At 36.0% G+C, this 26,260-nt stretch carries 22 protein-coding genes and 1 other annotated feature; of the genes, 5 read left to right on the top strand and 17 right to left on the bottom strand.

Features of this window, described 5'->3' with window-relative positions:
• The first annotated feature begins 1 nt into the window (after nt 1).
• Nucleotides 2-481 (top strand): threonine/serine exporter family protein, encoded by a 480-nt coding sequence (locus IGL15_RS04045; protein WP_002289868.1) that lies wholly within the window; start codon nt 2-4, stop codon nt 479-481.
• 250 nt (nt 482-731) lie between these two features.
• On the opposite strand, the gene IGL15_RS04040 is transcribed toward IGL15_RS04045, so the two are convergent.
• The 5 genes from IGL15_RS04040 to IGL15_RS04020 form a co-directional block, all read right to left on the bottom strand.
• Nucleotides 732-2,312, bottom strand: a complete 1,581-nt coding sequence (locus IGL15_RS04040; RefSeq protein WP_002300762.1) for a hypothetical protein — start codon at nt 2,310-2,312, stop codon at nt 732-734.
• Nucleotides 2,305-3,048 (bottom strand): ABC transporter ATP-binding protein, encoded by a 744-nt coding sequence (locus IGL15_RS04035; protein WP_002300761.1) that lies wholly within the window; start codon nt 3,046-3,048, stop codon nt 2,305-2,307. Before IGL15_RS04035 ends, IGL15_RS04040 begins: the two co-directional genes overlap by 8 nt.
• Nucleotides 3,049-3,223: 175 nt before the next feature.
• A complete protein-coding gene (locus IGL15_RS04030) occupies nt 3,224-4,000 on the bottom strand; it encodes a LytR/AlgR family response regulator transcription factor (protein ID WP_002287742.1) in 777 nt (258 codons plus the stop codon).
• A gap of 247 nt (nt 4,001-4,247) precedes the next feature.
• Nucleotides 4,248-5,084: a TIGR03943 family putative permease subunit gene (locus tag IGL15_RS04025; RefSeq protein ID WP_002287743.1), complete on the bottom strand. Its 837-nt coding sequence runs from the start codon at nt 5,082-5,084 to the stop codon at nt 4,248-4,250.
• 10 nt (nt 5,085-5,094) lie between these two features.
• Nucleotides 5,095-6,024 carry a permease gene (locus IGL15_RS04020; RefSeq protein WP_002287744.1) on the bottom strand — a complete coding sequence of 310 codons (930 nt, stop codon included), beginning with the start codon at nt 6,022-6,024 and terminating at the stop codon, nt 5,095-5,097.
• Nucleotides 6,025-6,216: 192 nt separating this feature from the next.
• Between IGL15_RS04020 and IGL15_RS04015 the strand changes: the two genes are divergently transcribed.
• Entirely contained in the window at nt 6,217-6,570 is a 354-nt protein-coding gene (locus IGL15_RS04015; protein ID WP_002287745.1) for a thioredoxin family protein, read from the top strand.
• A 73-nt stretch (nt 6,571-6,643) separates the two neighbouring features.
• Here the strand turns inward: IGL15_RS04015 and IGL15_RS04010 are convergent, their stop codons facing one another.
• Nucleotides 6,644-7,300 carry a redox-sensing transcriptional repressor Rex gene (locus IGL15_RS04010; RefSeq protein WP_002287746.1) on the bottom strand — a complete coding sequence of 219 codons (657 nt, stop codon included), beginning with the start codon at nt 7,298-7,300 and terminating at the stop codon, nt 6,644-6,646.
• Between the two features lie 225 nt (nt 7,301-7,525).
• Here IGL15_RS04010 and IGL15_RS04005 point away from each other — a divergent pair, with 225 nt between their 5' ends.
• Nucleotides 7,526-9,460 (top strand): ABC-F family ATP-binding cassette domain-containing protein, encoded by a 1,935-nt coding sequence (locus tag IGL15_RS04005; RefSeq protein ID WP_002287747.1) that lies wholly within the window; start codon nt 7,526-7,528, stop codon nt 9,458-9,460.
• A gap of 85 nt (nt 9,461-9,545) precedes the next feature.
• Here the strand turns inward: IGL15_RS04005 and IGL15_RS04000 are convergent, their stop codons facing one another.
• From IGL15_RS04000 to IGL15_RS03975, 6 genes are all read right to left on the bottom strand, one after another.
• Nucleotides 9,546-10,769, bottom strand: a complete 1,224-nt coding sequence (locus tag IGL15_RS04000) for a glycoside hydrolase family 88 protein (protein WP_002321414.1) — start codon at nt 10,767-10,769, stop codon at nt 9,546-9,548.
• The gene (locus tag IGL15_RS03995; protein WP_258077713.1) at nt 10,763-12,634 is read right to left on the bottom strand and encodes a DUF2264 domain-containing protein; all 1,872 of its coding nucleotides are present in this window, start codon (nt 12,632-12,634) and stop codon (nt 10,763-10,765) included. Before IGL15_RS03995 ends, IGL15_RS04000 begins: the two co-directional genes overlap by 7 nt.
• A gap of 20 nt (nt 12,635-12,654) precedes the next feature.
• Nucleotides 12,655-13,773, bottom strand: coding sequence for a glycoside hydrolase family 88 protein (locus IGL15_RS03990; protein WP_002287753.1), 1,119 nt, complete (start codon nt 13,771-13,773; stop codon nt 12,655-12,657).
• Between the two features lie 82 nt (nt 13,774-13,855).
• On the bottom strand, nt 13,856-14,689 hold the full coding sequence (locus IGL15_RS03985) for a carbohydrate ABC transporter permease (protein ID WP_002287754.1): 834 nt from the start codon (nt 14,687-14,689) through the stop codon (nt 13,856-13,858).
• Nucleotides 14,682-15,599, bottom strand: coding sequence for a carbohydrate ABC transporter permease (locus IGL15_RS03980; protein WP_002287755.1), 918 nt, complete (start codon nt 15,597-15,599; stop codon nt 14,682-14,684). Before IGL15_RS03980 ends, IGL15_RS03985 begins: the two co-directional genes overlap by 8 nt.
• Nucleotides 15,600-15,825: 226 nt before the next feature.
• Nucleotides 15,826-16,950 (bottom strand): ABC transporter substrate-binding protein, encoded by a 1,125-nt coding sequence (locus IGL15_RS03975; RefSeq protein ID WP_104765533.1) that lies wholly within the window; start codon nt 16,948-16,950, stop codon nt 15,826-15,828.
• Between the two features lie 182 nt (nt 16,951-17,132).
• On the opposite strand from IGL15_RS03975, the gene IGL15_RS03970 reads away from it, so the two are divergent.
• Both IGL15_RS03970 and IGL15_RS03965 read left to right on the top strand, forming a co-directional pair.
• On the top strand, nt 17,133-18,041 hold the full coding sequence (locus IGL15_RS03970; RefSeq protein WP_104765534.1) for a helix-turn-helix transcriptional regulator: 909 nt from the start codon (nt 17,133-17,135) through the stop codon (nt 18,039-18,041).
• 140 nt (nt 18,042-18,181) lie between these two features.
• Entirely contained in the window at nt 18,182-19,795 is a 1,614-nt protein-coding gene (locus tag IGL15_RS03965) for an FAD-dependent oxidoreductase (protein WP_002300747.1), read from the top strand.
• Between the two features lie 576 nt (nt 19,796-20,371).
• Here the strand turns inward: IGL15_RS03965 and IGL15_RS03960 are convergent.
• The 5 genes from IGL15_RS03960 to IGL15_RS03940 form a co-directional block, all read right to left on the bottom strand.
• Nucleotides 20,372-21,325, bottom strand: a complete 954-nt coding sequence (locus IGL15_RS03960) for an IS30 family transposase (protein WP_000222572.1) — start codon at nt 21,323-21,325, stop codon at nt 20,372-20,374.
• A 187-nt stretch (nt 21,326-21,512) separates the two neighbouring features.
• On the bottom strand, nt 21,513-22,643 hold the full coding sequence (locus IGL15_RS03955) for a 5-methyltetrahydropteroyltriglutamate--homocysteine S-methyltransferase (RefSeq protein WP_002287014.1): 1,131 nt from the start codon (nt 22,641-22,643) through the stop codon (nt 21,513-21,515).
• Nucleotides 22,644-22,702: 59 nt separating this feature from the next.
• Nucleotides 22,703-22,930: a binding site (T-box leader), on the bottom strand.
• A gap of 361 nt (nt 22,931-23,291) precedes the next feature.
• Nucleotides 23,292-24,494, bottom strand: a complete 1,203-nt coding sequence (locus IGL15_RS03950) for a site-specific integrase (protein WP_002287015.1) — start codon at nt 24,492-24,494, stop codon at nt 23,292-23,294.
• A 59-nt stretch (nt 24,495-24,553) separates the two neighbouring features.
• Nucleotides 24,554-24,757, bottom strand: coding sequence for a DUF3173 domain-containing protein (locus IGL15_RS03945; protein WP_002296936.1), 204 nt, complete (start codon nt 24,755-24,757; stop codon nt 24,554-24,556).
• Nucleotides 24,758-24,898: 141 nt separating this feature from the next.
• Entirely contained in the window at nt 24,899-26,131 is a 1,233-nt protein-coding gene (locus IGL15_RS03940; RefSeq protein ID WP_002300746.1) for a replication initiation factor domain-containing protein, read from the bottom strand.
• Between the last annotated feature and the right edge of the window lie 129 nt (nt 26,132-26,260).

Here is a 26,260-nt window from a genome sequence, read left to right as displayed (position 1 = left end):
TATGGGGACGATATTTATTCAGTTTTCTTTTAGTTTTTTAGCGACTGCGGCATTTGCCGTTATTACAAATGTACCTAGGCGTTCATTGATTTGTTGTGGTCTTTCTGGTGCTTTTGGCTGGATGATCTACTGGATCTGTGTTCAAATAGGCGGATCTGCTGCTTTTGGTTCATTGCTTGGTTCTTTAGGAGTAGCATTCATCAGCGATCTTTTCTCTAAACGTTTGAAAATGCCCGTAACGATTTTCAATATTCCCGGGATGGTTCCTCTAGTCCCTGGTGGTTTAGCTTATCAAGCGGTTCGGAATCTCGTTACTGAATCCTATCGAGAAGCGGCTCATTATGCGGTCCAAGCAATTATGATTGCTGGAGCAATCGCTTTAGGTCTTGTATTATCAGAAGTCTTTAACCATAACATCCGTAATTTCAAAGTAAAGCGTGACGCAATCATGATGAAACGAAAAAAACGGCTTTTTAAATAAACGAAGTGTAACAAAGAAAAGGTTGTGAAAGAGACGTTCAGCCTTGAGCGATGACAAAATATCTCACAAACATTGCGACAAGTAACCGCAGGAGCAATAAGAAGTAATTATGAGTATTAAAAAAAGTTTTGTAAAAATAGCTTCTCACATTTTTACATAAAATTGACTTAATACTGAGAAACTGACTTTTGAACACCCTCTATCTGTAAAAAAGGGGCTGCGACATGATTTTTGTCACGGCCCCTCTTCTTTATTCAAATTTTTTCCAAAACGTTCGTTGATAATAAACGATCCATAGAGCGGAAAGTATTAGAACTAAACCGATCACAGGAATATTCACTAACCAAAATGGATAAAACAAAGCCAACATTCCGTATAAGACGATAAGAATAATACTGATGATCAATGAACCCATCATAGTTGCGACTAAACCCAAACTTCCTGAACCTCTGTTAAATAATTGATTAATATTGGTCCAGTTCAGCAGCAGCAACCGATAATCTCTAGCGAAATAACGTAGTGACAATAAGTAGCAGCCGAATAAAGAACCAAATAGCAAGCTAGGGATAAAAAACAAAGGCAGCCGAAAAGACAGTCCGCTTAATAATGCGATCCCACCAGTTAAAAAACTCTGCAATATCCATCCGAATCTGAACTTTTCTTTTAAATATTGGTTCATAGAGATTGGCAAAGAACGGATAAACAGAAAATTTTCTTGATCCAAAGAAATAAGATTACTGATAAAAGAAGTCTGATTAACTGTTAAGAAAGCCAATGCGATCCCTACCAGGAAAACAACACCGATTAACTTATTATCTAAATCAGTTAATTTTATTTCGCCTCCTAGGGCAAAAGCAAGAATAAAAATGATTGGAGTTAACAAGGAAGAAGAAAGAACTTGCATAATCAAATTAGGTTCTTTTACTAATTGAGCATTGTAACTAAATAAAAGCTGATGCACATTTTGGTTCTTTTTATGGGTTCTTTTTATTTTGAACTCACTGTTTGAATCAGTCAGTTGCTCTGTAAGCTTTGGTACTATCAGCTGTTTTACAGCAAGGAAAAATCCCAGAGCCGTGATAGCTAGTATTCCCCAACCCAATAAACCTTGTTGAGAAAGTGGCTGACTGGCAGCATCATAGAATGGCAATAATATCGAAATCGGATGCCGATCTGTTAACTCATTTTCAATAGTCCCCGTTTGATGATTCATCCACATGATTCCAGCAAATGCGATCAGCATCGAGCTGCCAAGCAAGATACTAGAAACTGTTTTTCTATGTTTTTTAAACACTGCTGTTCGAGCCAAACCAAAAACAATCAAACTAGCCAGACAAAAAAGAATAATCAAAAATAGAGAAAACAAAAGGATCGAGATAATGATAGTAAGCAAAATCCCTAGATCAGCTCGCCATCCGGTTAAAATAAACATGACTAGAAGCGGAAAAACAAAAGGGATGATGGTCAAAGCAACTACCAAAATCTTTGCTGAAAAAACCTGTCCTTGTCCAAAAGGCAGAGGCAAAAATACTTGCAGGTCATTTCCTTCAAAAAAGATATTATAAATGACTGATATACTTTGAGTTAAACCTAACATACCAAAAAGTGCCACGTAATAAGTAAAGAAACCTGGCAATTTAACAAAGTTCATAGCAAACATAGCAAATCCGTAAATCAGTAAAAAAATCAGCCCTGAAAGAAGATTTTGAGACAAAAGATAGATAGTTAATCGCTTTCCCTTTTTTCCTTTCTCTCTTGCTTTATTCGTGAGCTGTGGATTAACATATAAAAGATTAACTCGAATTAATTCTAATAATTGTCGCTTATACATACGGCCCATCTCCTGTCGCTTGCCTTCCAGCCATTTTCAAATAAATCTTTTCTAGCGTTTCATCAGGTGAGCCATTCAATAATTCACTAACTGCCCCCTGATAAATCAATTCACCTTTCTTCAAAATAGCCAGTTTATCGCATAACTGTTGTGCGGTATCCAATACATGTGTAGAAAAAATGACCGTTTTTCCTTTTGCGGCATGAGCCTTCATCATTTCTTTCAAATCAAATGCTGCTTGAGGATCAAGTCCTTGCAAAGGTTCATCCAATACCCAAATATCTGGATCTGGCAGCAACGTGCCGATCAAAATCGTTTTTTGACGCATTCCATGTGAAAAACTTGCGATTGTTTCATTTTGATGACTATACATATCAAAAAGCGCTGTCAATTCTGCTAAACGCTTTTCTTTTTTTTGTGTGTCTAATTCATAGGCAGCTGAAATCAAGTCCCAATATTCTCCAGCCGTCAATTGTAAAAAAATATCTGGTGAATCAGGCACATAACCGATTTTTTGTTTGATACTCAAGCGATTTTCCGTCAATTTCATTCCATCTACTAAAATCGTTCCCGATGATGGTTCAATAATACTAACTAAACTTTTAATCGTAGTTGATTTTCCGGCACCATTATGTCCTAAAAATCCAAAAATTTCCCCTTGTCTTATCGAGAGAGACAAGTCTTTTAATGCTTGTTTTTTCCCGTAACTTTTACTTATATTGATGAATTCAATCATTTCAGTACTCCTTTTGTTTGTTATTACTTTTTATTGTACCCTTCGTTATTGGTGGAGTAAATGTCAAAAAGAGTGCATAACAAAAAAGGATAGAAACGACTAGGCTGCTACTTGGGTTGTTCTCTTCTACAGGAAAACACTCTTCTAACAGGTAAGATATGAGTCTTTGTTTTCTTTAAAATGATTCATTTTCTATCTTTTCTTGCATAAAATTCTTTAGTTTATCAATACTTCTCTTTCCCATCTCTAGTTGTTCTCCATTTGCAAATGTTACTATTTCGTTTACTCTGCTAATAGATGTGATGTTTTCAGTATTAATGATATAAGCTTTTAAATCTTTACATAAATACTCATATTCGAGTGATTTTTTATATTTTTTAATTGTGCCGTTTACGAGAATCTCTTCATCTTTCAATACTAGGCCTATTTTATTTTTATAACCTGGCATGCTCATTAGATAAAGGATTTCATCGTAATGGATATAGTGATCGCTATTACCATAACGGACAGTTGTCCACCTTTTTTTCGTAGCATGTTGAACAGGATAGTTTTCTTTTTCTTTCAATAAGTAACTTTGGATGCTTTTTTTATTTTTTTCATAAGTGAATTCTTTTATCAAATAACCACTAGGCGTAATCTTTCGATTAATAACAGTTATTGCTTTATTCGGATGAGACGTTAGATAAACAATTTTACACTTTTCATTCTTTTCTCTAAGCATTTCGCCTAGTTCGATACCGCTATAATAGGCGTTCAAATCGATGTCTAGGAAAAAAATATCTGAGGAATAGATTTCATTATTTTTAATGAATTCAACAAATTGTATAACGTTCAATCCCTGAACGATCTCAAATTTCCAAGGACTTAATAAAATTCTGGATTCTTCCAAAATTTCTACTAGCATTTTTTCAAAAACCAAACTATCATCCAAAATAAATATACGCGTTACCATAAAAAGTACCTCCACTCGATATTTTACTATCAAAATCATTTCATACAACTTTTCAACATACATGTTAGGAATAAATTGTAATTCTCTTCACAATCTTTTCCAACACCTTTGAAACCGATATCAAATACTTTCAGGATGCTGCTTCTAAAATAAATATCAAACAAATGAATACATCATGCAAAAAAAGCCAGACAACCGACGTCCTTGCGTGTCAGCTGTCTGAGCTATGTTTATTTATTTTGTTCTTTTAAAAAGAACGATACACATACTGATTTTTCGGAGCAGAGACTTTCTCAGCGTTTGTAACAACTACAGATGGGATTTCACGCTTGAATGGTTGATAATAGTCTGATTGGATGGTTCCTTCTATTTTATACCATTCATCATTTTTAACCGTTACTCCTTCCGGCATATGCGTCAACAAACCAAAGACTCCTGAATCTGCCACACAATGGATAATGCCGAATCGGAACAAGAAGATATCTGTATTGCTATCGTTCGGTGTTTGGTAAACAAATCCTTCATAGCTGATTTTTTTGCCAATGAATTCGCTAGGGTAATTATAAATTAGCTCCATAACTTCTAAATAGTTTTCATCTGTGATCTTGATAGTTTGCTTATCCCCATACTTTTCTTTCAACTCATTCATTTGGTCTAAGTAGTCTGATTTGTTGAAATAAATACTGGTATCCGGCTTTAAGTATTGTGTCTGCATCTCCGGATCCCCTACTGATTCTTTACTTACTGGGAAATTAAATCCTTTGGCTTCTACGATCGTAGTGTCGAGACTAACTGTTGGAAACAACGTCCCCACGATTACTGGCAAAGCTAGCAGTACATAAGCGATTCCACGTTGATAAGGTTTTGACAACCCATGGTCATGATCGTGCTCGTGTGCCTTTTCTTCTGCTTTTCCGTTTTTGACCCACAAATACAGCTGAACTAAAGCCAAAAGAGCAGATAAAATCATTGAAAGAATAGCTAAGTAGCGATAATGGACATTGATATATTGATCGAGTTTGCCAGAAACTTGCAAGTACATCATCAATTCGAAATACCCAGATAAAATCAAAAACCGCAGCATATTTTCCCTCCTAAATAAATAATGTGAATCCAATAACGCTAAGGGCAATCAGTCCGATCAGCGATAAAATAAAGCGTCCTGTAAAATATCGTTTCATCATCAGTAGATTTTTGATATCGACCATTGGGCCAAAGACCAAAAAGGCAGCTACAGGTGCTGTGCCGAACAGACTTAACAAAGAAGATCCTATAAACGCATCTGCTTCTGAGCAAAGAGACATCGTAAAGGCCAATAACAGCATGATGATAATGGCTAAAATCTTTGTTGAGCCGAGCGTTAGCATAATTCTAGTTGGTAAATAAGTCTGCATCGCAGCTGCGATTAATCCGCCAATGATCAAATAACGACCTGTATCAAAAAATTCGTCGATTGAATGTGTCAACACATGCCCAGTTTGATGGATCAGCTGATTTTTTGGTTCATTCTTCTCACTTTGTTCTTCTTCATGGACATGATGATGGTGATTTTCTGCTACTTTAGACGTGATTTTTTCTTTCAATACAGCGTCTTTTTGAAAATAGGCAAGCCAGACACCAATCACAAGGGCAACAAAAAAGCTGCCTATCACCCGCCAGCTTGCCATCTGCCAAGAATTGCCAAATGCGATAAAAGTGGAAAAAATCACGATTGGATTGATGATCGGAGCAGTCAGCATAAAAGCAAACGCTGTGTGAACTGGTACGCCTTTTTTAACAAATTGATGAACGATCGGTACGATGCCGCATTCACATGAAGGAAAGAAAAATCCTAAGATCGAACCAGTAAAAATAGAGAAGATACGATTTTCAGGAAGCCATCTCTTCACACGTTCTGGGGTCAAAAATACTTGTAAGGCGCCTGAGATAAGACAGCCTAATAATACGAAAGGTAATGCTTCAATAACGATCGATAAGAAAATCGTACTCATCTGCAAAACCGAATTTGGAATAAAAGAAAACATGAGTTTCCTCCTTTTTATTTCTAGTTCATTCGCTTTGCAAATATACGCTTTTATTCAAAAAAAAACAAGTTGCTCTGTAAATTTTTACACAACTCTTATTTTTTACCAAAGCACTTCAATTGACTTTTTCTGTTATTCCCATTAAATTAAGGTCTCATACATATCACTTCTATCATAAAAGGGAGAATAAAAATGAAACAAACCACTAACTTGACTGAAGTTCAAGACATACTGCAACAGTCATCCGTTGCCGTCATTTATCTTTCGATGCCTAATTGCAGTGTTTGTCACGCTGTTCGTCCACGACTAGAGGAACTTCTCACACATTATGATATTCCGGCACTTCATTTGGATGCATTTGAAACACCAGAAGTAGCTAGTAAATTTGAAGTGCTGACTGCGCCAGTTGTCCTGATTTTTCATCAAGGAAAAGAAGTCTTTCGGCAAGCACGGTTCATCGACTTTAAAAAAATCCGTTATCTACTAGATGAACTGACAGCAGAAGATGATTCCCTTTCTTATGAAGAAATCTTCCGAACAAAATAATCGTTGTCCAAACAGAAAAAAGCGATTGAACAAGTGAAAGTTTTGCCTTCATTTGTTCAATCGCTTTTTATTTTTATTCTGCTGTATTTTCGGAATGCGCATTTGCGTCAGAATGCAAGAAATAGATCAAGGTTTGCAATTCATTCGTCAAATCAACATTTTGGATCAATACATCTGACGGAGCATTCAATCGAGCAGCGGTAAAGTTCAAGATTCCTTTGATTCCTGCTTCCGTTAACTGATTGACTACTTCTTGTGCTCTTTCAGCGGGTATCGTTAAAATTGCTACTTCGATTTGTTGGATCTTGATTTGTTCTGACATATCTTCCATTGGATAAACGGGGATACCGTCTACGATGCGCCCAACGATTTCCTCATTCACATCAAAAGCACAACTGATACGTATGCTATTACTTTGATGGAATTTGTATTTTAGTAAAGCACTTCCCAAGTTCCCTACACCGATCAGCGCAACATTTGTCAATTGATCGTCGTTTAATGTCTTTGCAAAAAAGTGCATAAGATCTTCTACATCATAACCATACCCACGTTTTCCTAATTCGCCAAAATAAGAAAAATCTCGACGGATCGTTGCACTATCTACTTGAACGGCTTCACTTAATTCAGTTGAAGACACTTTTTTCTTTCCAGCATTATTTAAAATCCTTAAATAGCGATAATACAAAGGCAGTCTTTTAGCTGTCGCCTTTGGAATAATATGATCTTTCACGAAATGACCTCCACGTATTGTCTAATTACATCTTTGATTTCTCCATCATAGCAGTATTTATAGGAAAAAATCAATTCCATTGCTCAGATATTGTGAAATTTTATTCTTTATTCATTTATTTATCATTTCTGCAAATCTCGCAGTATAATGGAATTTATGGTAGACTACTAATTGAAAAATAGTTTTTTATTTGAGGAGAATTCACAAAGTAGAAAAGAGGATTCCATGATATTATTACAAGCCAATCAGATTGCTCGCCATTTTGGTGCAGAAGTCTTATTTGAAAACATACATTTAGAAATCAGTACAGGCGCTCGTGTCGCTTTAGTTGGCAGAAATGGCGCTGGAAAATCGACTTTATTAAAGATCATTGCTGGAATTGAAGCACCTGATGAAGGAAAGATCGCTAAAAATAAAACAGCGACTCTCGGATACCTCGCTCAGGACACAGGACTTGATTCCAATGAAACAGTTTGGAACGAGATGCTGAAAGCTTTTGAACAAGTTAGACAAATGGAAGAGCGGATGCGCGAGCTAGAGATTTTCATTAGCGAAGGTACGCCAGACACACCTGCTTATAGTTCTTATTTAAAAGAATACGACCGGCTGCAACACGATTTTTCAGATCGAAACGGCTATGGTTATGAAAATGAAATTCGTTCCGTATTGCATGGGTTTAAATTCGATTCTTCATTTTATGATCAGAAAATCGATACTTTATCAGGCGGACAGCGCACACGTTTAGCTTTAGCTCGCATGCTTTTGCAACACCCTGACATTTTGATTCTAGATGAACCAACGAACCATTTAGATATCGAGACACTTTCCTGGCTTGAGAATTATCTGCAAAGCTATACTGGTGCATTATTGATTGTTTCCCATGACCGTTATTTTTTAGATAAAGTAGTCAATGAAGTCTATGAATTAAGCAGAAGAAAAATGCGCCATTACAAAGGTAACTATTCGAAATATCTAGATTTGAAAGCAGAACAGTTAGCAAGTGAATGGAAGGCTTATGAAAAGCAGCAAACAGAAATCCATAAATTAGAAGACTTCGTTGCTCGGAACCTTGTTCGCGCCTCTACCACAAAACGAGCGCAAAGCCGCAGAAAGACATTAGAAAAAATGGACCGGCTGGATCGTCCTCAAGGGGATGAAAAACAAGCAAACTTTCTATTCAGTATAGAAAAGCCTTCTGGAAATGTAGTCTTGCAAATCGAAGATGCCGCTATCGGATATGATAATGTCACCTTATCTGAACCAATCAATCTAGATATCCGTCGTCAAGAAGCGATTGCTCTAGTAGGTCCGAATGGTATCGGGAAATCGACGTTGCTGAAATCAATCATTCACCAGATCCCTTTTATCCGTGGAAAAGAAACGCTAGGGACAAATGTCACCATCGGCTATTACGATCAAGGTCAAGCTGATCTGCATACAAACAAGACGATCCTAGCAGAATTGTGGGATGAGCATCCTACCACTCCAGAAAAAGAGATCCGAAGTGCTTTAGGTGCTTTCTTATTTTCTGGCGAAGATGTAGAAAAACCAATCCCTCTGCTAAGTGGCGGTGAAAAAGCACGGGTTGCTTTAGCCAAGTTAGCGATGAACAAAGAAAATTTTTTGATTTTGGATGAACCAACAAACCATTTAGATATTGACAACAAAGAAGTATTAGAAAATGCATTGATCGATTATGACGGCACACTGCTTTTTGTTTCCCATGACCGATATTTCATCAATCGGATCGCGACAAAAGTCGTCGAACTCTCTGAAAATGGCAGCAAAGTCTATCTAGGAGACTATGATTATTATTTAGAGAAAAAGCAGGAAGAAGAAGAAATCGCCGAATTGTTGGCACAAGATGAGCCAGAATCTGCTCCTGCTCCCACGAACAAATCTGATTATTACCAAAGCAAAGAACAGCAAAAGCTTATCCGTAGCCTTCAACGAAAAATTACTCAGGTTGAAGAAGAAATGGCGCGGATCGATGAATGGATCGATCAGTTGGAACAAGAAATGGTCGCGCCAGAAAACCTGGAAGATCACGTAAAACTCAATGAGCTGAACCAAGATTTAGAAGCTGCTAGACAAGATCAAGAAACAAAATTGACGGAATGGGAAGAACTAAGCTTGGAATTAGAAGAATATGAAAATTAACGAAAAAACCAAAACAGAAACCATTCATGCTGTTTTGGTTTTTCTTTTTTTATTTTATCAAACAAAAATTCCATATTTACCTTTTTCACCAATAAGAAGACCAATTACTAGTCATTCTCACTAAAGCTTCTAAATAATAGTAATCACCCCAAATACAAGGTGTATTTACCCCATTATTTTTGGGCTTATTATAAACAGACTGTGTTAAAAAGCCATCTTCTTCTTCCGTTGTAGCATATCTTTCTTTCAATTGTCGCATAATTTTCCAAACAGCAGACTGGTATAAGTTCTTTTCTGTTTTGTCTAATAGACCTGATTCTATTAATTCTAATAATCCACAAACCATGATCACCATACTAGATGTATCTTTTTCTTCTCTGCTAGAATCATCAAAGATCAAATCCCAATAACAAATGGTATCTTCTGGCAACCGATTCATAAAATAATTGGCTAATATTTTGCTTAAATCAAAATATTTTTGTTCTTTCAAATAACGATAACTTAATGCAAAACCGTAAATCCCCCATGCTTGGCCTCTAGCCCAACAGGAATTATCACTATAACCTTGATGCGTACTTCCATATCTTGGTTTTCCATCTTTGACATCCATATAAAATGTATGATAAGTTGAACCATCTTCTCTTACTAAATAATCTGCTGCATTTTGAATATGAGCCTGAGCAGCTTTTTTATATTTTTGATTTCCAGTTTCTTCACTCGCCCAATACAATAATGGAAGATTCATGCAACAATCCATGATCATTCTACCTTGTTGTGAAGGATCACTAGGATCTCCCCAAGCTTGTATAACTCCTGCCTTCTCCCAAAAACGCTGAAGTAATGTTTCTGCAGCATCAATTGAAGCTTCCTTCATTTTTCGATTTCCCGTTATTTTATAATCTGCTACGGTTGATAAAGAATACAAAAAACCAAGATCGTGATGATTAGTGATAATTTGACAGTCAATCCTGTGGATAAAATCTATATCTGCTTTTTCAGCTGTTTGTTGAAATAAAGGATCACCCGTCTTCTCAAATAACAACCAATTAATTCCTGTCCAAAATCCTTCTGTCCAACCAATATTGTCTCTTAATGGATAACGTCCTTTTATAGGACACTCGCTTGGGAATTGATACTGACTGTTACTGATACGTTTGATTAACCTCTCCGTGTGTCTGCGACAACGCTCGATCTCATTATTCCATTCTTTTTCCATTAATTCTTTATAACATTCATTTATCCATTTTTCTGGATGTATTATCTCTTCAAACATCACTTTATCAAGCATTTCCCCACCAGCCTTTAGCATAATTTTAGTCTTTTTTTATTGTTTTTATTTTGGATAGTTAGCCCGGTTGTCCCATCAAAATCAATTTTGGGACGATTGTTCCATACTTCTAAACTATAATCCCGATCTTGATGAGCAACCACTCCTGTTCCGAGCCAATGGGTTCCTTTTCCAAATGTACCCTCTAATCCAGGAATAAAAGTGTTTTCCCATGTCATCAAGTTTGTATTGGGCAAACCCATAATAGCTGTGGATTTTCGTTTAATAGTATCGTCACTTAAACAGATAATACCTGAAAAGCCAGCTTCACTCACCCTATAGTTTTCCTTGTCTTCTTCTATGATTATTCCTTCTTTCTCAGGAGAACATTCAATAGCAAACCCTGTCTCATATAGAACATATTCTGTATCTAATTCTACTTTGTGTACGCGAATCTGCCAGCCTTCAAAAGGAATAAGCCAAGTTCTGATTTTTGCCTGTAAAGTAGGTTCCCATGTAGAGGCAAGTACCTCTTTCTTACATACAATGTCTCGTACATTATTTCGAACGATGAACTGTCCATAGGTTTTGATGCTCTCATTCTTAAAACTGGTCGTGATATATGTGTCCGCTCGCTGAATCCCTAGCATTGAATCCATTGCCATTTCTGCTTTCAATTGATTCGCTCGCGGTATCGAAAAACCAAATTGACTAGAATAAGCAAATTTTAAATATTTTTCATTGGTCAATGTATGGAAATTTGGCCCTAATTGTCCCGCATTCAAAAAAAATGTATGTCCATTATCATGTTGTATGAGCAAATTGGCTTCTGAAAGAAGTTTAGTTCCTTCACGAATAGGCATAGGCATTTCTTTAGCCGTCCAATACTCATGGTCTTCAGGTAGCGCCAACAATAAAAAAATCTTATTCAGCCATAATGGAGATAACGTACTATTATAGGGTTCAGTCAATGTCAATTGAGGGTAGGTATAACCAATATTCAGGATACCTTTTTCATCAAATATTTCTTTTTGCATCCACCATCTTATATTCCGATTGACTAACCCCTTGATTTCACCTAATTTAAAAGGCAAAAGATCGGCCCACAACATAGCTGACCAAAAGCTTGAAACTGCAAAACGATAAATCATGCTTCGACCAAAAGGCACATTTGCACCATCTTCCGCAAAAAAATGAATATAGTCTCTAGAAAAATCAATAGCTCGGTTCTTATATATCTGGCTAATGGGCTTTTCTGGTTCTAGTACGCTATAAATCAAACCATAATAATGAAATGCAAAAGGATTATAATAATCTTGGCGACCTCTTGAACTGTCTCGATACCAGCCATTTTGAAGATAACAATTTTCTATATTATCAAATGCTTCTTTCAGTGCTGATTCTTTAACTGGATAACCAAATTTTTGGATAATTGTTCCGACAATTATCTTAAAAAATTGCCAATTACCATCTGCACATTCATATTCAAAAATTTGCGAGAACCAATGAATAATCTGGCTTTTTTCTCCTGTATCTAATTTTTTCCATAATAATTGTTCATGATGATATAACGCTAATAACATTGCGGGCATTTCTACCATACGCTGGTCTCTTTCATGTATTTCTCCCCAATAATCGGGATTGGAAGGATCTGTTCCAGCTTTTATTCCTGATAGAATTAATTTCAACCATCGTTCATCTAATTGGTCAATTGCGGGCCCCGCTCCCCATAAAACCCGAGAGAATCCTTCCATTCCTGCAATTTTATTTCCATATCCTACCCCTTGATGTATATAATCAATTTGTGCGCCACTTGCTCGATAAAACGGCTGGAGTGGTTGATTTATCTTTTTAAATAAGTCAAAGTAATCCTGTCTGGTCCTTAATAGTGGTACTGGATGTTTCATTGTATTTTCTCCTCTTTTTACTACCAAATAGCTAATTCCGACTGTTCTAATCGAAGTAAGCCTTCAATAAAAAAATAATCAGAATAGATCAGTGGCACATTATAAGTCAGTTCTCTATGGTATGCTTCTGCTCCGCCTCCAATGATCCCATCTTCATCCATATTCCAATTTGCATAGTGCTTTTCTGTCTTTTGGAGTATATTGATAGCAGCTTCATGATACATTTTTGATCGTACAGAGGAAACATATCCTGCTAATTCCAGAAGACCGCATGCAGCGCATACTCCAGCACTGGTATCAATATTCGAATCTTTTACAGCAAAATCAATGAGAGGAATATAACCAGTTTTTTCGATTTTCTGAATAAAATTTACTGCTATCTTTTCTGCTATAGCTAGATAGTACGGATTTTTTGTGTAACGATAACTTAACGCGAATCCATATAAAGCCCATGCATTTCCTCTGCTCCAACAAGAATTCTCATTGTATCCTTGCCCGCCAAGTAACCGAATATATTTCCCTGATTCTGCATCAAATTCTGCGATATGCCCGGTTGATCCATCTTTCCTCACTAGATACTTAGCTGTTGTATCTGCATGCTGCCGAGCAATTTTAGAGAACCTCGGATCACCAGTTTCCCTCGAAGCCCAATACAGTAATGGTAAATTCATCATACTATCAATAATCATCCAACCAGGTTTATGGTCATTCCATGCTACTAAATAGTTCCCTGAAATATTATAGCGTCCAGCAAGTACCGTAGCTGCATGTAACCCTAGTTGTCGACTATGTTTGTTTTGAGACTGTTGATAATGTGCAATAGCCGATGGTAAGAATAAAAAACCTACATCATGATGAACGTCTGAAAAATGGTACAGGGCAGATTCTAATAATTGTTCTTGTTGTATTGCTGCCTCTTTGAACTTTTCTCGTTTTGTCTTGTGAAAGAGCTGCCATAAAATACCACTCCAAAAACCATTGGTCCACCAGTCGATTCCTCTGTCCTTTATTACGTCTGTATATTTTCCGTTGTAAGAAATATATGGAATTTTATTCCCCATTCTGTCTAATTCCGCATCTATCTTTTCAGAAGCTACATTCAAAATTTTTCTTGACCATTCCTTCGTCTGTTCATTCATGGATATCCCGCCATTCTTTTAATTTTTATGAATGTGGAGTTGCTCCTAGAACGAACTAGATGGTTAACATTCGTTATTTTTTTTACTTATTTGCAGCTCCAATGTCATTCTCCTTAAATTTAGACTGCGCCCACACATAAATCAAGACCATTGGGATCACTGAAGTTGCTAAAATTAGCATAATTGCGCCATAATTAATTGGCTCACCTGTACTAGAAACCGTCATATTTTTGATAATTAAGGGAACCGTATATTTATCTTTATCTGAAAGCATGACTAATGGAAATAGATATTGATTCCAACTTCCCATAAAGATAAGTAAACCACTAGTAATAATCGTAGGTGATAAAATCGGTACAGCGATTTTCGTAAAAATCACCCACTCATTGGCACCATCGATTCTGGCAGCCTCCATCAGTGCTGTAGGAAATTGACTGCTATATTGTCGCATCATAAACACTGAAGTTGTACTGGCAATCGAAGGGATGATCACACCTGCATAAGTATTCGATAATCCTAAACGACTCATAATGTAAAATAAAGGAATCAATGTGGTAAAAAAAGGCACCATCCTAGATAGCATAACTGTATTGAACAACAGTTTATTCCCCATAAAACGATACTTTGCTAATGCATAACCCGCCATTGTAGAACTGGCTGTAGCTAAAACTGTACTGATTACAGCAATAACAATCGAATTCCAAATAATCAAGGGATAATTATATCTCGCCATGATGGCTTGCCAGTTTTTTAATAGCATATCCCCAAACTTGAAATTGATTCCGCCACTTAAAATTTCTTGATTACTTTGCGTTGAAGCTACAATCATATATAAATATGGCATCAAAAATATTAAGGCACCAAACACAATAATGACGTACGTAAAAATTCTGCTTTGTATCTTTTGTTTAGTCATTTTTATCACCTCCGAATTTAAATTGAATAGCCGATAATATAACAGATACAAACACCATCGTCCAGGCAATAGCAGAGGCTTTTCCAAAATCAACCATTTCAAAACTTGTTTTATATAAATTGACTCCTACGACCAAAGCTGAATTTTCTGGTCCATTGGAAGTCCCAAAGAATATATTTGGGATATTGAAATTACCCAAGCCATTGATAGTGGCTAAAACTGTGGCCATTAAAATGATTGGCTTTAGCATGGGGATCGTTAATAAAAAGAATTGCCGAAATTTCGATGCTCCATCTATTTCAGCACTTTCGTATATCTCTTTAGAAATCCCTTGAAGACCAGCTAAAAATAAAATAGTGTTATATCCTACACTAAGCCAAATCATCGTGATGATCATTGATATTCGTATCCAAAAAGGATTTGTTAACCACTGTACACCGTTAATTCCTAGCGCATTCAAAAATCCATTGAATAACCCAGTCGGATTGAAAAAAGTCATGAATACGGAAGCTACAGCCACCGTTGATGTAATGGTTGGAATATAATAGACAGTTCTAAAAAATCCTTTTCCTTTTAACTGTGCTGAATTCAATAAAACAGCAAAGTAAATAGCTAATAGCATCGTTATTGGAATTGATCCTGCCATGATAATCAAAACATTCGTGTAAGATTTAATAAACAATGGATCTCGGAAGATAGCTAGATAATTGTCAAATCCAACAAATTCAAATGAGTAGCCAATTTTCATAAAACTAAAAGCAAACGAGATAATGATGGGAATCAAAATCGTCACAATAAAGAAAATAACAAAAGGTGTGACCAATCCATAAGCACTTTTTTTATGAGACGTATCTGTTGCTTTTTTCTTGCTGTTCTTTATTGTCTTGCTTGGTAACGAAGATTGCATCATCGTTAAGTCCTCCTAATATTTTTTAATCACCAGTTAATTTTACGCCGTACTTATGAGCAAAATTTTCTGCTTCTTTTAGATATGAATTTTCAAAATCACCTGTTTGCCAATAGTTATATGCAGCGGTAGTCAAATAAGACGTAGCATCTGAATAAGTGGCTGGTAAAACAGTATTTGATGTATTTTCATTGATTTTATTCAATAGTTCATAGTATTTTTGTCCTCCTTAGTAGTCAAACTTTTTCTCAGCTGCTTCTGTTTGATAGGCCAATGAGTTAGATGTAGCCACGCCCAGCTCCAGTGCGTTGGCTAAGCATTCTTCATCTGTCAGCATAAATGTAAGAAATTGTTGTGCCACTTGTGGATTTTTGGCATCTTTAGGGACATAAAAACTTGATCCTCCTGATACTGCACCTTTTCCTGGATTTTCTTTTGAAAAAGGAATCAGTGGAGCCATGCGCCATTTGTCAGATGCATCAGGAAAATTCAAAGACATATTCGTAGCATACCAGCCGCCAGCAACAAACATTGCAGATTCTTGAAATGCTTTCTCAGCATCTTGTGCACCGTAGAAATGTACAATATCTGAGTCGATCATTTCTTTGATTAACTTTGCAGCATGTTTCGCTTCTTTAGTATTCAGACGGATATTTCCTTCTTCATCAAGCAAAGATTGATTCTGCTGGGCTAGCATGTTGATAAACAATTCTTGGTCCCCAGATTCTGGCAAGGCAATTCCAAAACTACCAGTTTTTTCTTTTAATGCTTTTGCCACCTGGATATATTCTTCCCAAGAACTGATTTCTTCAAAATCTACACCTATTTCAGCAAATTTTTTTGGTTGATAATAACAAAGTGCTGGGGTAAAATCACTAGCCCAAGGAATAATCGTTTCATTACTCGTTTGTTGACGCAAAATATTCAATTTTTGATCATAAAACTGATCGCCATATTTGTCATAAAATCCATATTCATCAGCACTATAAAAAGCATCTTGAAATTTTTCCAGCACACCTGCTGCTGAAGTGTCTGCCATGGAGATAATATCCGGCATATCTTCGTGTGTTACCAATTTTGGGGTGATCATTTGTACTGTTGCTGTTCCCGAAGCTACATTCACAATTTTTAAGTCAATATTTGCTCCAGTTTTGCTGTTATAGATTTTTGCAGCATTTTCAACATAGTTTGTCAGTTTGCCGTTTGCGACATATACTTCTAATGTAGTGGCTTTTTTTATCATTGGATCTGCGATGTTTGCTGTTACTTCTTCGTTAGTTTTTCCACATGCACTTAAGCTGAATAATAGGGTAATGTTTAGCAAAGCTATCACCAATTTGTATCTTTTTTTCATGTCTATCCCTTCTTTCTTTTCAAGTTCTTATATAAAACGCTTTCACTTATGTATATTAACGGAATTAGTAACACAAATATTTATATAAAAAAATATTTTACTTGTCGTTTTGGCTTTTCATTTTTGTTATAATAGTCATTAATTATAAATAGAAAGCTTTTTATATAAAAAGAGAAAGGAAAGTGGTTCTTTTGTTAACAAACAACCAATCCTCCAATCTTGTCAAAAAAACACTAACCTATTCCATAGATACCCATCTTCATTTATCTGCTGCTCCCTATTTTCGACTACTAATAAATGAAAGCGCTAATTTATATGCTGAATTTGCACATAAATCTATAGAACTAGATAATCCTTCCCTTTTATTCATTGATAAACAGCAAGAAGTCCAAATCTTTTCTACTCAAAAGGAAACACAAACTTTTATCATTATCCAGTTTTATTTTGATGAGCAATTATTAGCACATATTACGGGACAATCTTTTTCTATAGATCAAGAAATAACATCTATCATTACTTTTCTGAAAAATGAACAGTTCAAAATTGATTATCTAAAACATAGTAAGCCAGCTATTTCCTATGATCAGGAAATCAATTCTTTTTTCATACTATGCCAACAGATGAGCATTCATTTGCTTTCCTTATTAGTTACTTATTGTCTGCAAAAAATTCAATTGTCTTCCTTATCAAGGCATTATCAACAGGAACTTGCTTTATTGACAATACCTTCAAATGAGAAAGTCATTCCTAAAAAAAAGCATATTCTTTATTCAGATGAATTAGTTGATCCAATCATACGATATTTAGAAGAACATCTTTCAGAAAATTTTTTGCTTGAACAATTAGCCCAAATTTTTTTTATCAGTCCAGCCAGCTTAAAAAAACATTTTAGAAAAGTGACTGGAAAAAGTGTTATTAGCTATTTTAAAGAACTAAAAATGGAAAAAGCAAAACGTCTCGTGCTAGAAAATGAATTAACCTATACAGAAATTGCAGATATATTAGGATTTCATTCGATCCATCATTTTTCTTCAGCTTTTAAAAAATATACAGGGTTATCCCCTTCAAAGTATTATCTATCCTTAAAATAGAAAAAAATTTTTAGGTTTTATCCACAAATTATTTCTCTATATTTTCTGTCTATTCAAAATAAACAATAATTTTCCGGCACAATTATTTGCTGTTTTTTACCATAACATAGTACGATCAACGTAGAAAAGGAGATGTTTTTATGAAAGTTGTTGTCATTGGCGGTGTAGCTGGCGGTCCTTCATTTGCCACTCGTTTCCGTCGATTGAATGAAGCGCACGAAATCATTATCTATGAACGCGGAGAAAATATTTCTTATGCAAGTTGTGCTTTGCCTTATTATTTAGGAGGTGTGATCACTGACCGTGACTCGCTGATCGAACGTACACCAGAAATATTGAAAACAAAAAACAACATCGATGTCTTTACTAAACACGAAGTAACAGCAATCGATCCTTCTACTAAGCGATTAACAGTTAAAGACCTATCCACAAATGAAGAAATAAAAACAGATTACGATAAGTTGATCATCTCTTCTGGTGCTAGACCAGATTATCCGGATATTCCCGGAGTTTTTGAAGCAGAAAACGGCTTTGTCCTCCGTAGTGTGACGGATGCGGATCGAATCAAATCGTTCCTTGAAGAAAAAAATCCACAACATGTCGTCATTCTTGGTGCAGGTGTTATGGGTCTGGAATTAGCTGAGAATTTCAAGCATCGCGGCTTAGACGTGACTTTAATCGATCAATTGCCACAAGTCGCTTTCCCTTATGATCCAGAAATTGCTAATTTAGTTTATGACAAATTGCTGAAAGAAGGATTAGCCGTTCATTTAGAAACAAGAGTTACTGAGATCCGTGATAAAGGTCGAGAAATAGTATTATCAGATGGCTCCGTCCTTTCTGCTGATATGCTAATTTTTGCTGTTGGTGTTTCTCCGAATAATGAAGTGGTGAAAGCAACCGGCATACAATTATCAGATACAGGTCAGATCATTGTTGATGACCAGTTACAAACCAATCTGCCGGACATCTATGCGATTGGCGATATTATCGAAACGACTAGTGTAGTGACTGGTCAGCCGATCCAAAGTATGCTTTCCAGTGCGGCCAATCGTCAAGGACATATGCTGGCAGATATTTTAAATGGTACGCCTATGCGCTATCGCGGATATATTGGTGCAGGTGTCGCAAAAATCTTTGATCATACAGCAAGTTATGCGGGAATGACAGAACATGCATTAAAAGCATCAGGCATAACAAATTATAAAACTGTTTTTATCACTCCCTTTGACCATGCCTATTTCTATCCAGAAGCTACAAGATTAAATCTAAAGCTGATTTTTGATGCAGATAGCGGTCGTATTTTAGGTGGACAAGCATTTGGAGAAAAAGGTGTCGATAAACGGATGGGAGAACTTTCTGTAGCAATCACCGGAAACTTGACAGTCTTTGATTTGCCTGATTTGGAGTTGCCTTACTCTCCACCGTATTCTACTACCCGTGACCCGTTGAATATAGCTGGTTATGTCGCAATCAATCAAATGACGAATATCGTAGAAACGATCAAAGCAAGTGATATACCCGAAAACGATTTGAAAGAAGCGTTCTTTTTAGATATACGTGAACCTAATAAAGCACCTTCTGGCAGTATCTCGGCAACAAAAAATATTCCAATGAATGAGTTACGAGATCGAATCAATGAAATCCCAAAAGATAAAAAAGTTTACATTACTTTCAGAAGAGGATTGAATACTTATACTTCTGCCCGAATCTTGGCAGGTTTGGGTATCAAAGCGATTTTGATTGAAGAATAAAAAAACGACCGCGGTGGGTAGCCGCGGTCTAGGAGTTATTTTTACTTGAGGAGTAAAAATGAAAAAGTATATAGGGTTGTTGGTTGGTATGTATATAGAATAGAAGATAAATGTGAAGAAATTGTGCATTATTTCTTCACATTTATTAGGTTATAGTTTAAGAAAGTTTAAACATTGCGCAATTTAATTATTTTAGCTGTTTCTTTTCATAAAAAAACATGTTGTGACTCTGAGACAAATCATAGTCCATAGTGATGTCTCTAGAGTAACTACGCCTAATATTACGAGGCATCATATTAATCTATCAGCACTAGTACCTAAACTAGCATCCCTTTCGAATATTTTTTCTTATATAATAAAGTTTGCTTTCACTCCTCTAATCTCACCAAATCGACTGGCTTGCGTTGTGTGATACTAGGAACTGATTGGTTTAGAACGACTTTTCTATTGTAATCATATTTTTCGCCATCCTCGTTGTCTTCTAATCCTTCAATGAATGATCCCTAATGTGTGTATTAAATAATTTAATTTTTTTGTTCCTATTTATTTAACAAATAAATAATATTATTTGTCAAATTAAGCGAGACAAAACTTTCCATTTACGTAACTCAAAAAAACTTCTAATGGTGTTTGGTAATTTAGTGATTTTCTAGGGATATGGTTTCTTTTGGACGCAACGGATGAGATGAATCCTTGATTGACTTGGTTGAATTCCATTTCTTTTGGTAGTCCATCTTTTCGGAGGAGTCCGTTTGAATGTTCATTTAATCCCCGTTGGGAAGGCGTTCCTGGGTCTGCGAAATAAATATCAATATCATTCGTATTACTAATACTTTTCCAATTAGAGAATTCTTTTCCACAATCAAAGGTAATTGATTTGAAAAGATTTTTGGGTACGGATTGAAGCCATTCATTAATCGAATTTTCAATATCAACTGCCTTACGGCCTTCTGGTTTCAAGGCGATAATGGCTTTTGAAAGTCGCTCAACGAGTGTGATGACGGCACTTTTATGGTGGATGCCGACAATCGTATCACCCTCTAAATGTCCAAATTCTTCTTCGAAAACGACATAATCTTTTTTACGTTCAGAAATATTTCTTTTGAATGCCTGTTTTCCACGTTTTTCCTTATAACCATTTGGTTTTCGTTTTCCTTGCATCGGTAAATGTAAAACATTGAATTCTCCCGTCTTAAACCGGCGATAGAGGGTACTTACTGAACAAGAGAAGGTTCGCTCTGCACGGCCAATAATGACGTCTGGGGTCCAACCTTCAGTTGATCTTTTTTCAATGTATTCTTTTTCCTCAGCAGGAAAAATGATTTCGGTTCTCCCACAACGTCGCTTATTTTCTTTGTATTGTTCAAAGTATTCAAGTGCTGTTCCACCACATTTGAGAAAGTTATAGACATTGTAAATTGTTTGGCGTCCACGTTTAAGCTGCTTCGCAACGATAGCAACCGGAGTTTCTTGATGAAAATATGCTTCTATCATTACAAGCTCGTTTGGTGTAAGATGGGTATAAGTCATTTATGTTCACTCTCCTTGTATGCTTTAGCGGGTATTACAATTTGAGTGTAACATAAATGGCTTTTTTATTTGTCTCGCTTAATTATACAAACGGCGTAATATAAAAGGTAAATAAAAAAGAGTGGATTTCTCCACTCCATGAAAAGCCGACTTTTTGGGACGCTTTTTTTTGCCAAGCCTCACATTTTTATAGCCAAACTTCTTTTGCGACTTGCTGCAATAATTGGATTTTCTTCCATTGTTCTTCTTCTGTTAAATGGTTTCCTTCTTCTGTTGAAGCAAACCCACATTGAGGACTGATACTTAGATTTTCCAATGGTACAAATTGTTGTGCTTCTTTTATTCGTTCTTTTATTTTCTCCGTATCTTCCAAATCTGGAAACTTAGAAGTAACTAATCCTAAAACAACTTTACTTTCTTTGTTACTCCAATGTCTTAAAGGAGTAAAATCTCCTGCTCGGTCAGAATCGTATTCCAAAAAGAAACCATCATAATTTGTTGAAAACAACTCTTCTGCAATGGGTTCATATCCACCGGAAAACAGCCAAGAAGAAGCGTGATTCCCGCGGCAGATATGTGTTGTGATCGTCAAATCTTCTGGTTTGTCTTCCAGTGCGTTATTGATAATCTCTGTACAAATATGGGCCATTTCTTTCGGATCAATTCCTTTTTGAAGAAGTGCTTCTCTTTTAGTTTGATCAGCTAGAAACGCCCAATTTGTATCATCGAATTGCAGGTAACGGCAACCTTTTTCATAAAAAGCATGAATCGCTGCTTTGTAAGTAGAGGACAAGTCCTCATAAAAATCAGATAGATCAGGATAAATCTCCTTGATTTTTGAAGAACCATCATTAGATAGGATCTCTTGTCGTAAAATCATCGTGGGACTAGGGATCGTTGCTTTTGCAACAAAAGTATCATCTGTTTCCACTACTTCTTTCAGAAAAGCAAAATCTTTTAAAAATGGGTGATTTGGATTGAAAGATAATTTATCTACTACCCGAATATTATAAGCTGGTGCTGCTTTTCCGTGGAATGTTTGATTATATCCAGTTTCTGGAACATAGCCTTCGATACCATTTAGTTCTTCTAAAAAATCAAGATGCCAAAATCCACGCCGAAATTCACCATCTGTAATTCCTTTGATGCCGACTGCTTTTTGGTCTTCCACTAATTTTTTTATTTCCTGGTCTTCGATTGCACGAAGTTCTTCTTTTGAAAGTAAGCCTTCTTGAACTTTTTTTCTTGCTTCTTTGATCGATTGCGGGCGTAAGAAACTTCCGACATGATCTACTGTAAATGGTCTATTTTTGCTCATTTCACTCACTCTTTTCTTTGTTTTTTGTAAAAAAAAATCCTTTTACTAGCAAATACTAGTAAAAGGACGATTATACTCGTGGTACCACCTTTTTTCAGAAAAAACATTCTTTCTCTCAGCCTGACAATAAAATCAGTGGTCTTGGTAACGAAAGACTGTTCGTTTTTGCCTACCTTTCGACAAAAAATCCTCTAAGGCCATTTTCGACAGTCAACTTCTAGCTTTTTACACCAACCAAAGCCTCTCTTGAACCATTTTCTGTCTACTTTCCTTCTCATCGGATACTATTAGAATAAAATTAGAATAGCATGTTTGAAAGAAAAGTCAATAGGGAATAAGAACAAACAAAAACTAATTTGTTATTCTTAGTAATTTGTTTGTGGAATACAATAAAGCTTTTCTAATATGATAATTGTTCAGTCGTCCTTTCATCTTAGATCACTTCCTTAAAATGATCATACCCGTTTCAACCACATAAAAAAGGACTTAATTTTGAAAAATTTCCCATCAAAACTAAGTCCTTTTTATTATAGTTATGCAAATTTGCTTATTTTCTCGCTATTTCCGATACATCTTGAACAGGAGCAATTCGACTGAAAACACTGGTGCAAAAGCATTTATTTGTCTTATGGTAGAACCGTGGAAAACTCAGACTGGTAATAAATTGTCATTTTTTGAAAGAATAGCGCCCTCTTGAACATTATCAATCGCACTTACCACTTGTTGATCTGACTTTGCATATAAGTGACCGTAAGTTCCTAAAGTGATTTGAATATTCGCATGGCCCAATCGTTCTTGAATAGATAGCGGTTGAATATTCTGCTCAATTAGAAATGCAACATGAGAATGTCGTAGCGCGTGAAGCTTAATCGGTTTGACACCCGCTTTTTTAGCAGCTTCTTTTAACCAGTTCGCAAAAGAATAAGGTGGCGTAAATGTTCCGTCCAACTGAGCAACATATTCAAAATTTCCAATACGTTTTTGCAAGTCATACCACTGTCTGAGTTTTAAGGAAAGCTTCTTCCCCAACCCAATCGTTCGATAAGCACATTTAGTTTTGGGAGTCGAAAAGTACCAATCATCTTTTGTATTATAAATCAATGTCTTCTCAATCGTTATCGTGTTTTTCTCAAAATCTACATTCGACCAAGACAAAGCTTCAAGTTCTCCAATCCGAATGCCAGTATAAAAGAGCATTTCATACACAATCTTCCGATGGTGGGTTTGAATCTTATCATCCTTCAATTCATTCATCACTTTTTGAAACTCACTGTGTTCCCAAAACTCAACTTTCTTATTCTCAGAAGGAAGCGAAGAAACATCTTCAACGGGATTTTTAGCAATCACCCCCTCTTTAACAGCCCGATCCAATACAATTTTTAGGTGCCCTCGAATCCGATTGATATAAGATTTTGATAACGTTTCGCCATTAACTTTTTTCCGTGAATTACGTGACTCTGTCTGGCTTAGTTCAAATAACCAATCCTCAATATCGTGACTTGTAATATCTCGAACACGAAAATGATAGAAAAACTGCATACGCTTTTCGAAAATGAATTGCGCATTCTCATATGTTTGACTTTTGACCTGTCTCTCGTACCATTTTACAAACCTATCCTTGTAAAACTCTTCGAAAGTCATTTGATTGGTAGAACACAGTTGATTAGGAATTGTCTTGTTAAAATCATGTGTTTCCATGTACTTGTCATAAGCAATTTTGGCATCTTTTTGTGAAGCATAACCTCGTTTAGTCTTCTGAACCTTTCTTCCATTTTCATCTATACCTAGATATGCTCGGAAGAACCATTTTTTTGTCTTTTTATCTTGGTAAATATTTTTAATTTTTGGCATCGTTCCATTCCTCCCTGTACTTGAGAAAAGCTACTTTAATAGTACCGCGCTTGTACTGTTTATTCCGCAACTTGAATGTGAAAAAGATGTTCAATTACTCGGGATGGCACCACACCAACTTGGCGATTATTATAAAAATCAATACCTTCAATCCTTGCAAGATATGCCTTGCTCTCTTTAATCATTCGTGCAGCTTGACTAGGTTTAAAGCCCATCTCTATCAAAATTGCACGATTTACCATGAAATCACATTTTGTTTCCATTCTCTCACCTCCTGATTCTTTACTCCTTTTAAAATAATCCTCTTTATAATCTATTGTTTCTCATTCGATGGTTGTGTTATACTCGTCTTGTCGAGGCGGAGTACGTTGCACAACTTGTTGTGTAAGCAGTACTTTGCTTTTTTAGTAGCTTGTTTTCTCATTTGATATACTTTGTAATTTTCGTTCATAATACTCAACCTCCTCCTGATAATACTCCGGGTCTGCCTTCATATTTTGGAGAAGTTTGATCTGTCTTGGATTCATTTCTCCTTGTTCAATAATCAAAGGCAACAAGGAAGAATGAAACGTTTGATCGACCTGTGCAATAAAAACTAATGATGGTGAAACACCATGAATTAACCAACTCATAGTTTTCTCAAAACTTTGAGGAATTGTATCTAAAGAAATGGTGATTGCGCCATAATTGCTAATAAAGGCTGCCCATTTGGCATCAACTTTTGCACCTAGATCATTTGGATCACGGTCATAAAAACAAATTGCTCCATTAAGTAACTCAAAGAACAGTTTGGTTAAATCATGGGTTTTTGAAATAATCTTTGCCAAGCTTTGCGCTTTCTCTTTTCGATACCGTAGTTCAAAGCGATTCTTTACTTTTGCCTCTTCTAAAGGAATTCCTCGTCGCTTCCGTTGTTCATGGTCCTTCTGATAAAAGCAAAAACGACACTGACTCTTCTTTGAGCCTAAATACAAGGTCTCACCATTTGATTCATTGTTTATGATATCCGTACCGCCATGAGATTCACTCACTTGAAAAGTGGTCCACACATGGCCTAGTATTACCTTATGCTTAAGTTCTGGAATGCTGAGACTCCCCACAAAATCATCTAAAGTAAAATCAATCCGTGTAAAGTTCCCCTGATAATCTAATACCTTACGAAAAAACTGTTGCCAATTTGTTTTTCGTGTTTTTAGCCATCTTGCTAAGTGTTTACAGCCTTGACCTGAAAACTCCATCACAGTTCCTTTAACCGCATCGTCAATGGAATACCGAATCGTGATTACTTGATTCCACACGTATTGGCCAATATAGCCCTTTGGCGCATAATCCAGTTCCTCAAAACGTTCAATGGGCATTTCAATAATCTCTTCAATTAGCTTTAAATGTTGATTCGAGAAAAAGTGAATGGTTAGATAATCAATCAAAACACGGTTAACTGGAACGACCTCTTCTTGCAAACTATCCAACACAAGATTCAATTTTTCTTCACTTAATTGTCTCGTTCCTTTTTCTACTTTCGATAATAACGATCTCGAAATCCCCACTTTTTCTGCTAAATATCGTTGTGTCCACCCCCTTTCTTCTCGAGAAACTCGAATGGCTTCACCGAGATCATGTTGATTAACTTGGTTCATAGACAAACCTCCTTCTGCTATTTACTTGTCAAAGAACCTATTGAACTTATTTTAAGTACATTTTTATTGTACGCCTGTATTTATTTTAAGTCAATATGTTTTGACTTTTTTAAGTACACACGTATACTA

This window comes from Enterococcus sp. DIV0436a (assembly GCF_051711605.1).
Taxonomy (GTDB): Bacteria; Bacillota; Bacilli; order Lactobacillales; family Enterococcaceae; genus Enterococcus_B; species Enterococcus_B faecium.
The sequence above is the reverse complement of the archived record's forward strand: the minus strand, read 5'-3'. Positions and strand labels throughout refer to the sequence as shown.

Bases quoted from the DNA above. Each gene is read 5' to 3' on its own strand.
- IGL15_RS04045 (WP_002289868.1), top strand. From the start codon at position 2: ATGGGGACGATATTTATTCAGTTTTCTTTTAGTTTTTTAGCGACTGCG.
- IGL15_RS04040 (WP_002300762.1), bottom strand. From the start codon at position 2,312: ATGTATAAGCGACAATTATTAGAATTAATTCGAGTTAATCTTTTATAT.
- IGL15_RS04035 (WP_002300761.1), bottom strand. From the start codon at position 3,048: ATGATTGAATTCATCAATATAAGTAAAAGTTACGGGAAAAAACAAGCA.
- IGL15_RS04030 (WP_002287742.1), bottom strand. From the start codon at position 4,000: ATGGTAACGCGTATATTTATTTTGGATGATAGTTTGGTTTTTGAAAAA.
- IGL15_RS04025 (WP_002287743.1), bottom strand. From the start codon at position 5,084: ATGCTGCGGTTTTTGATTTTATCTGGGTATTTCGAATTGATGATGTAC.
- IGL15_RS04020 (WP_002287744.1), bottom strand. From the start codon at position 6,024: ATGTTTTCTTTTATTCCAAATTCGGTTTTGCAGATGAGTACGATTTTC.
- IGL15_RS04015 (WP_002287745.1), top strand. From the start codon at position 6,217: ATGAAACAAACCACTAACTTGACTGAAGTTCAAGACATACTGCAACAG.
- IGL15_RS04005 (WP_002287747.1), top strand. From the start codon at position 7,526: ATGATATTATTACAAGCCAATCAGATTGCTCGCCATTTTGGTGCAGAA.
- IGL15_RS04000 (WP_002321414.1), bottom strand. From the start codon at position 10,769: ATGCTAAAGGCTGGTGGGGAAATGCTTGATAAAGTGATGTTTGAAGAG.
- IGL15_RS03995 (WP_258077713.1), bottom strand. From the start codon at position 12,634: ATGAAACATCCAGTACCACTATTAAGGACCAGACAGGATTACTTTGAC.
- IGL15_RS03990 (WP_002287753.1), bottom strand. From the start codon at position 13,773: ATGAATGAACAGACGAAGGAATGGTCAAGAAAAATTTTGAATGTAGCT.
- IGL15_RS03985 (WP_002287754.1), bottom strand. From the start codon at position 14,689: ATGACTAAACAAAAGATACAAAGCAGAATTTTTACGTACGTCATTATT.
- IGL15_RS03980 (WP_002287755.1), bottom strand. From the start codon at position 15,599: ATGATGCAATCTTCGTTACCAAGCAAGACAATAAAGAACAGCAAGAAA.
- IGL15_RS03975 (WP_104765533.1), bottom strand. From the start codon at position 16,950: ATGAAAAAAAGATACAAATTGGTGATAGCTTTGCTAAACATTACCCTA.
- IGL15_RS03965 (WP_002300747.1), top strand. From the start codon at position 18,182: ATGAAAGTTGTTGTCATTGGCGGTGTAGCTGGCGGTCCTTCATTTGCC.
- IGL15_RS03960 (WP_000222572.1), bottom strand. From the start codon at position 21,325: ATGACTTATACCCATCTTACACCAAACGAGCTTGTAATGATAGAAGCA.
- IGL15_RS03955 (WP_002287014.1), bottom strand. From the start codon at position 22,643: ATGAGCAAAAATAGACCATTTACAGTAGATCATGTCGGAAGTTTCTTA.
- IGL15_RS03950 (WP_002287015.1), bottom strand. From the start codon at position 24,494: ATGCCAAAAATTAAAAATATTTACCAAGATAAAAAGACAAAAAAATGG.
- IGL15_RS03945 (WP_002296936.1), bottom strand. From the start codon at position 24,757: ATGGAAACAAAATGTGATTTCATGGTAAATCGTGCAATTTTGATAGAG.
- IGL15_RS03940 (WP_002300746.1), bottom strand. From the start codon at position 26,131: ATGAACCAAGTTAATCAACATGATCTCGGTGAAGCCATTCGAGTTTCT.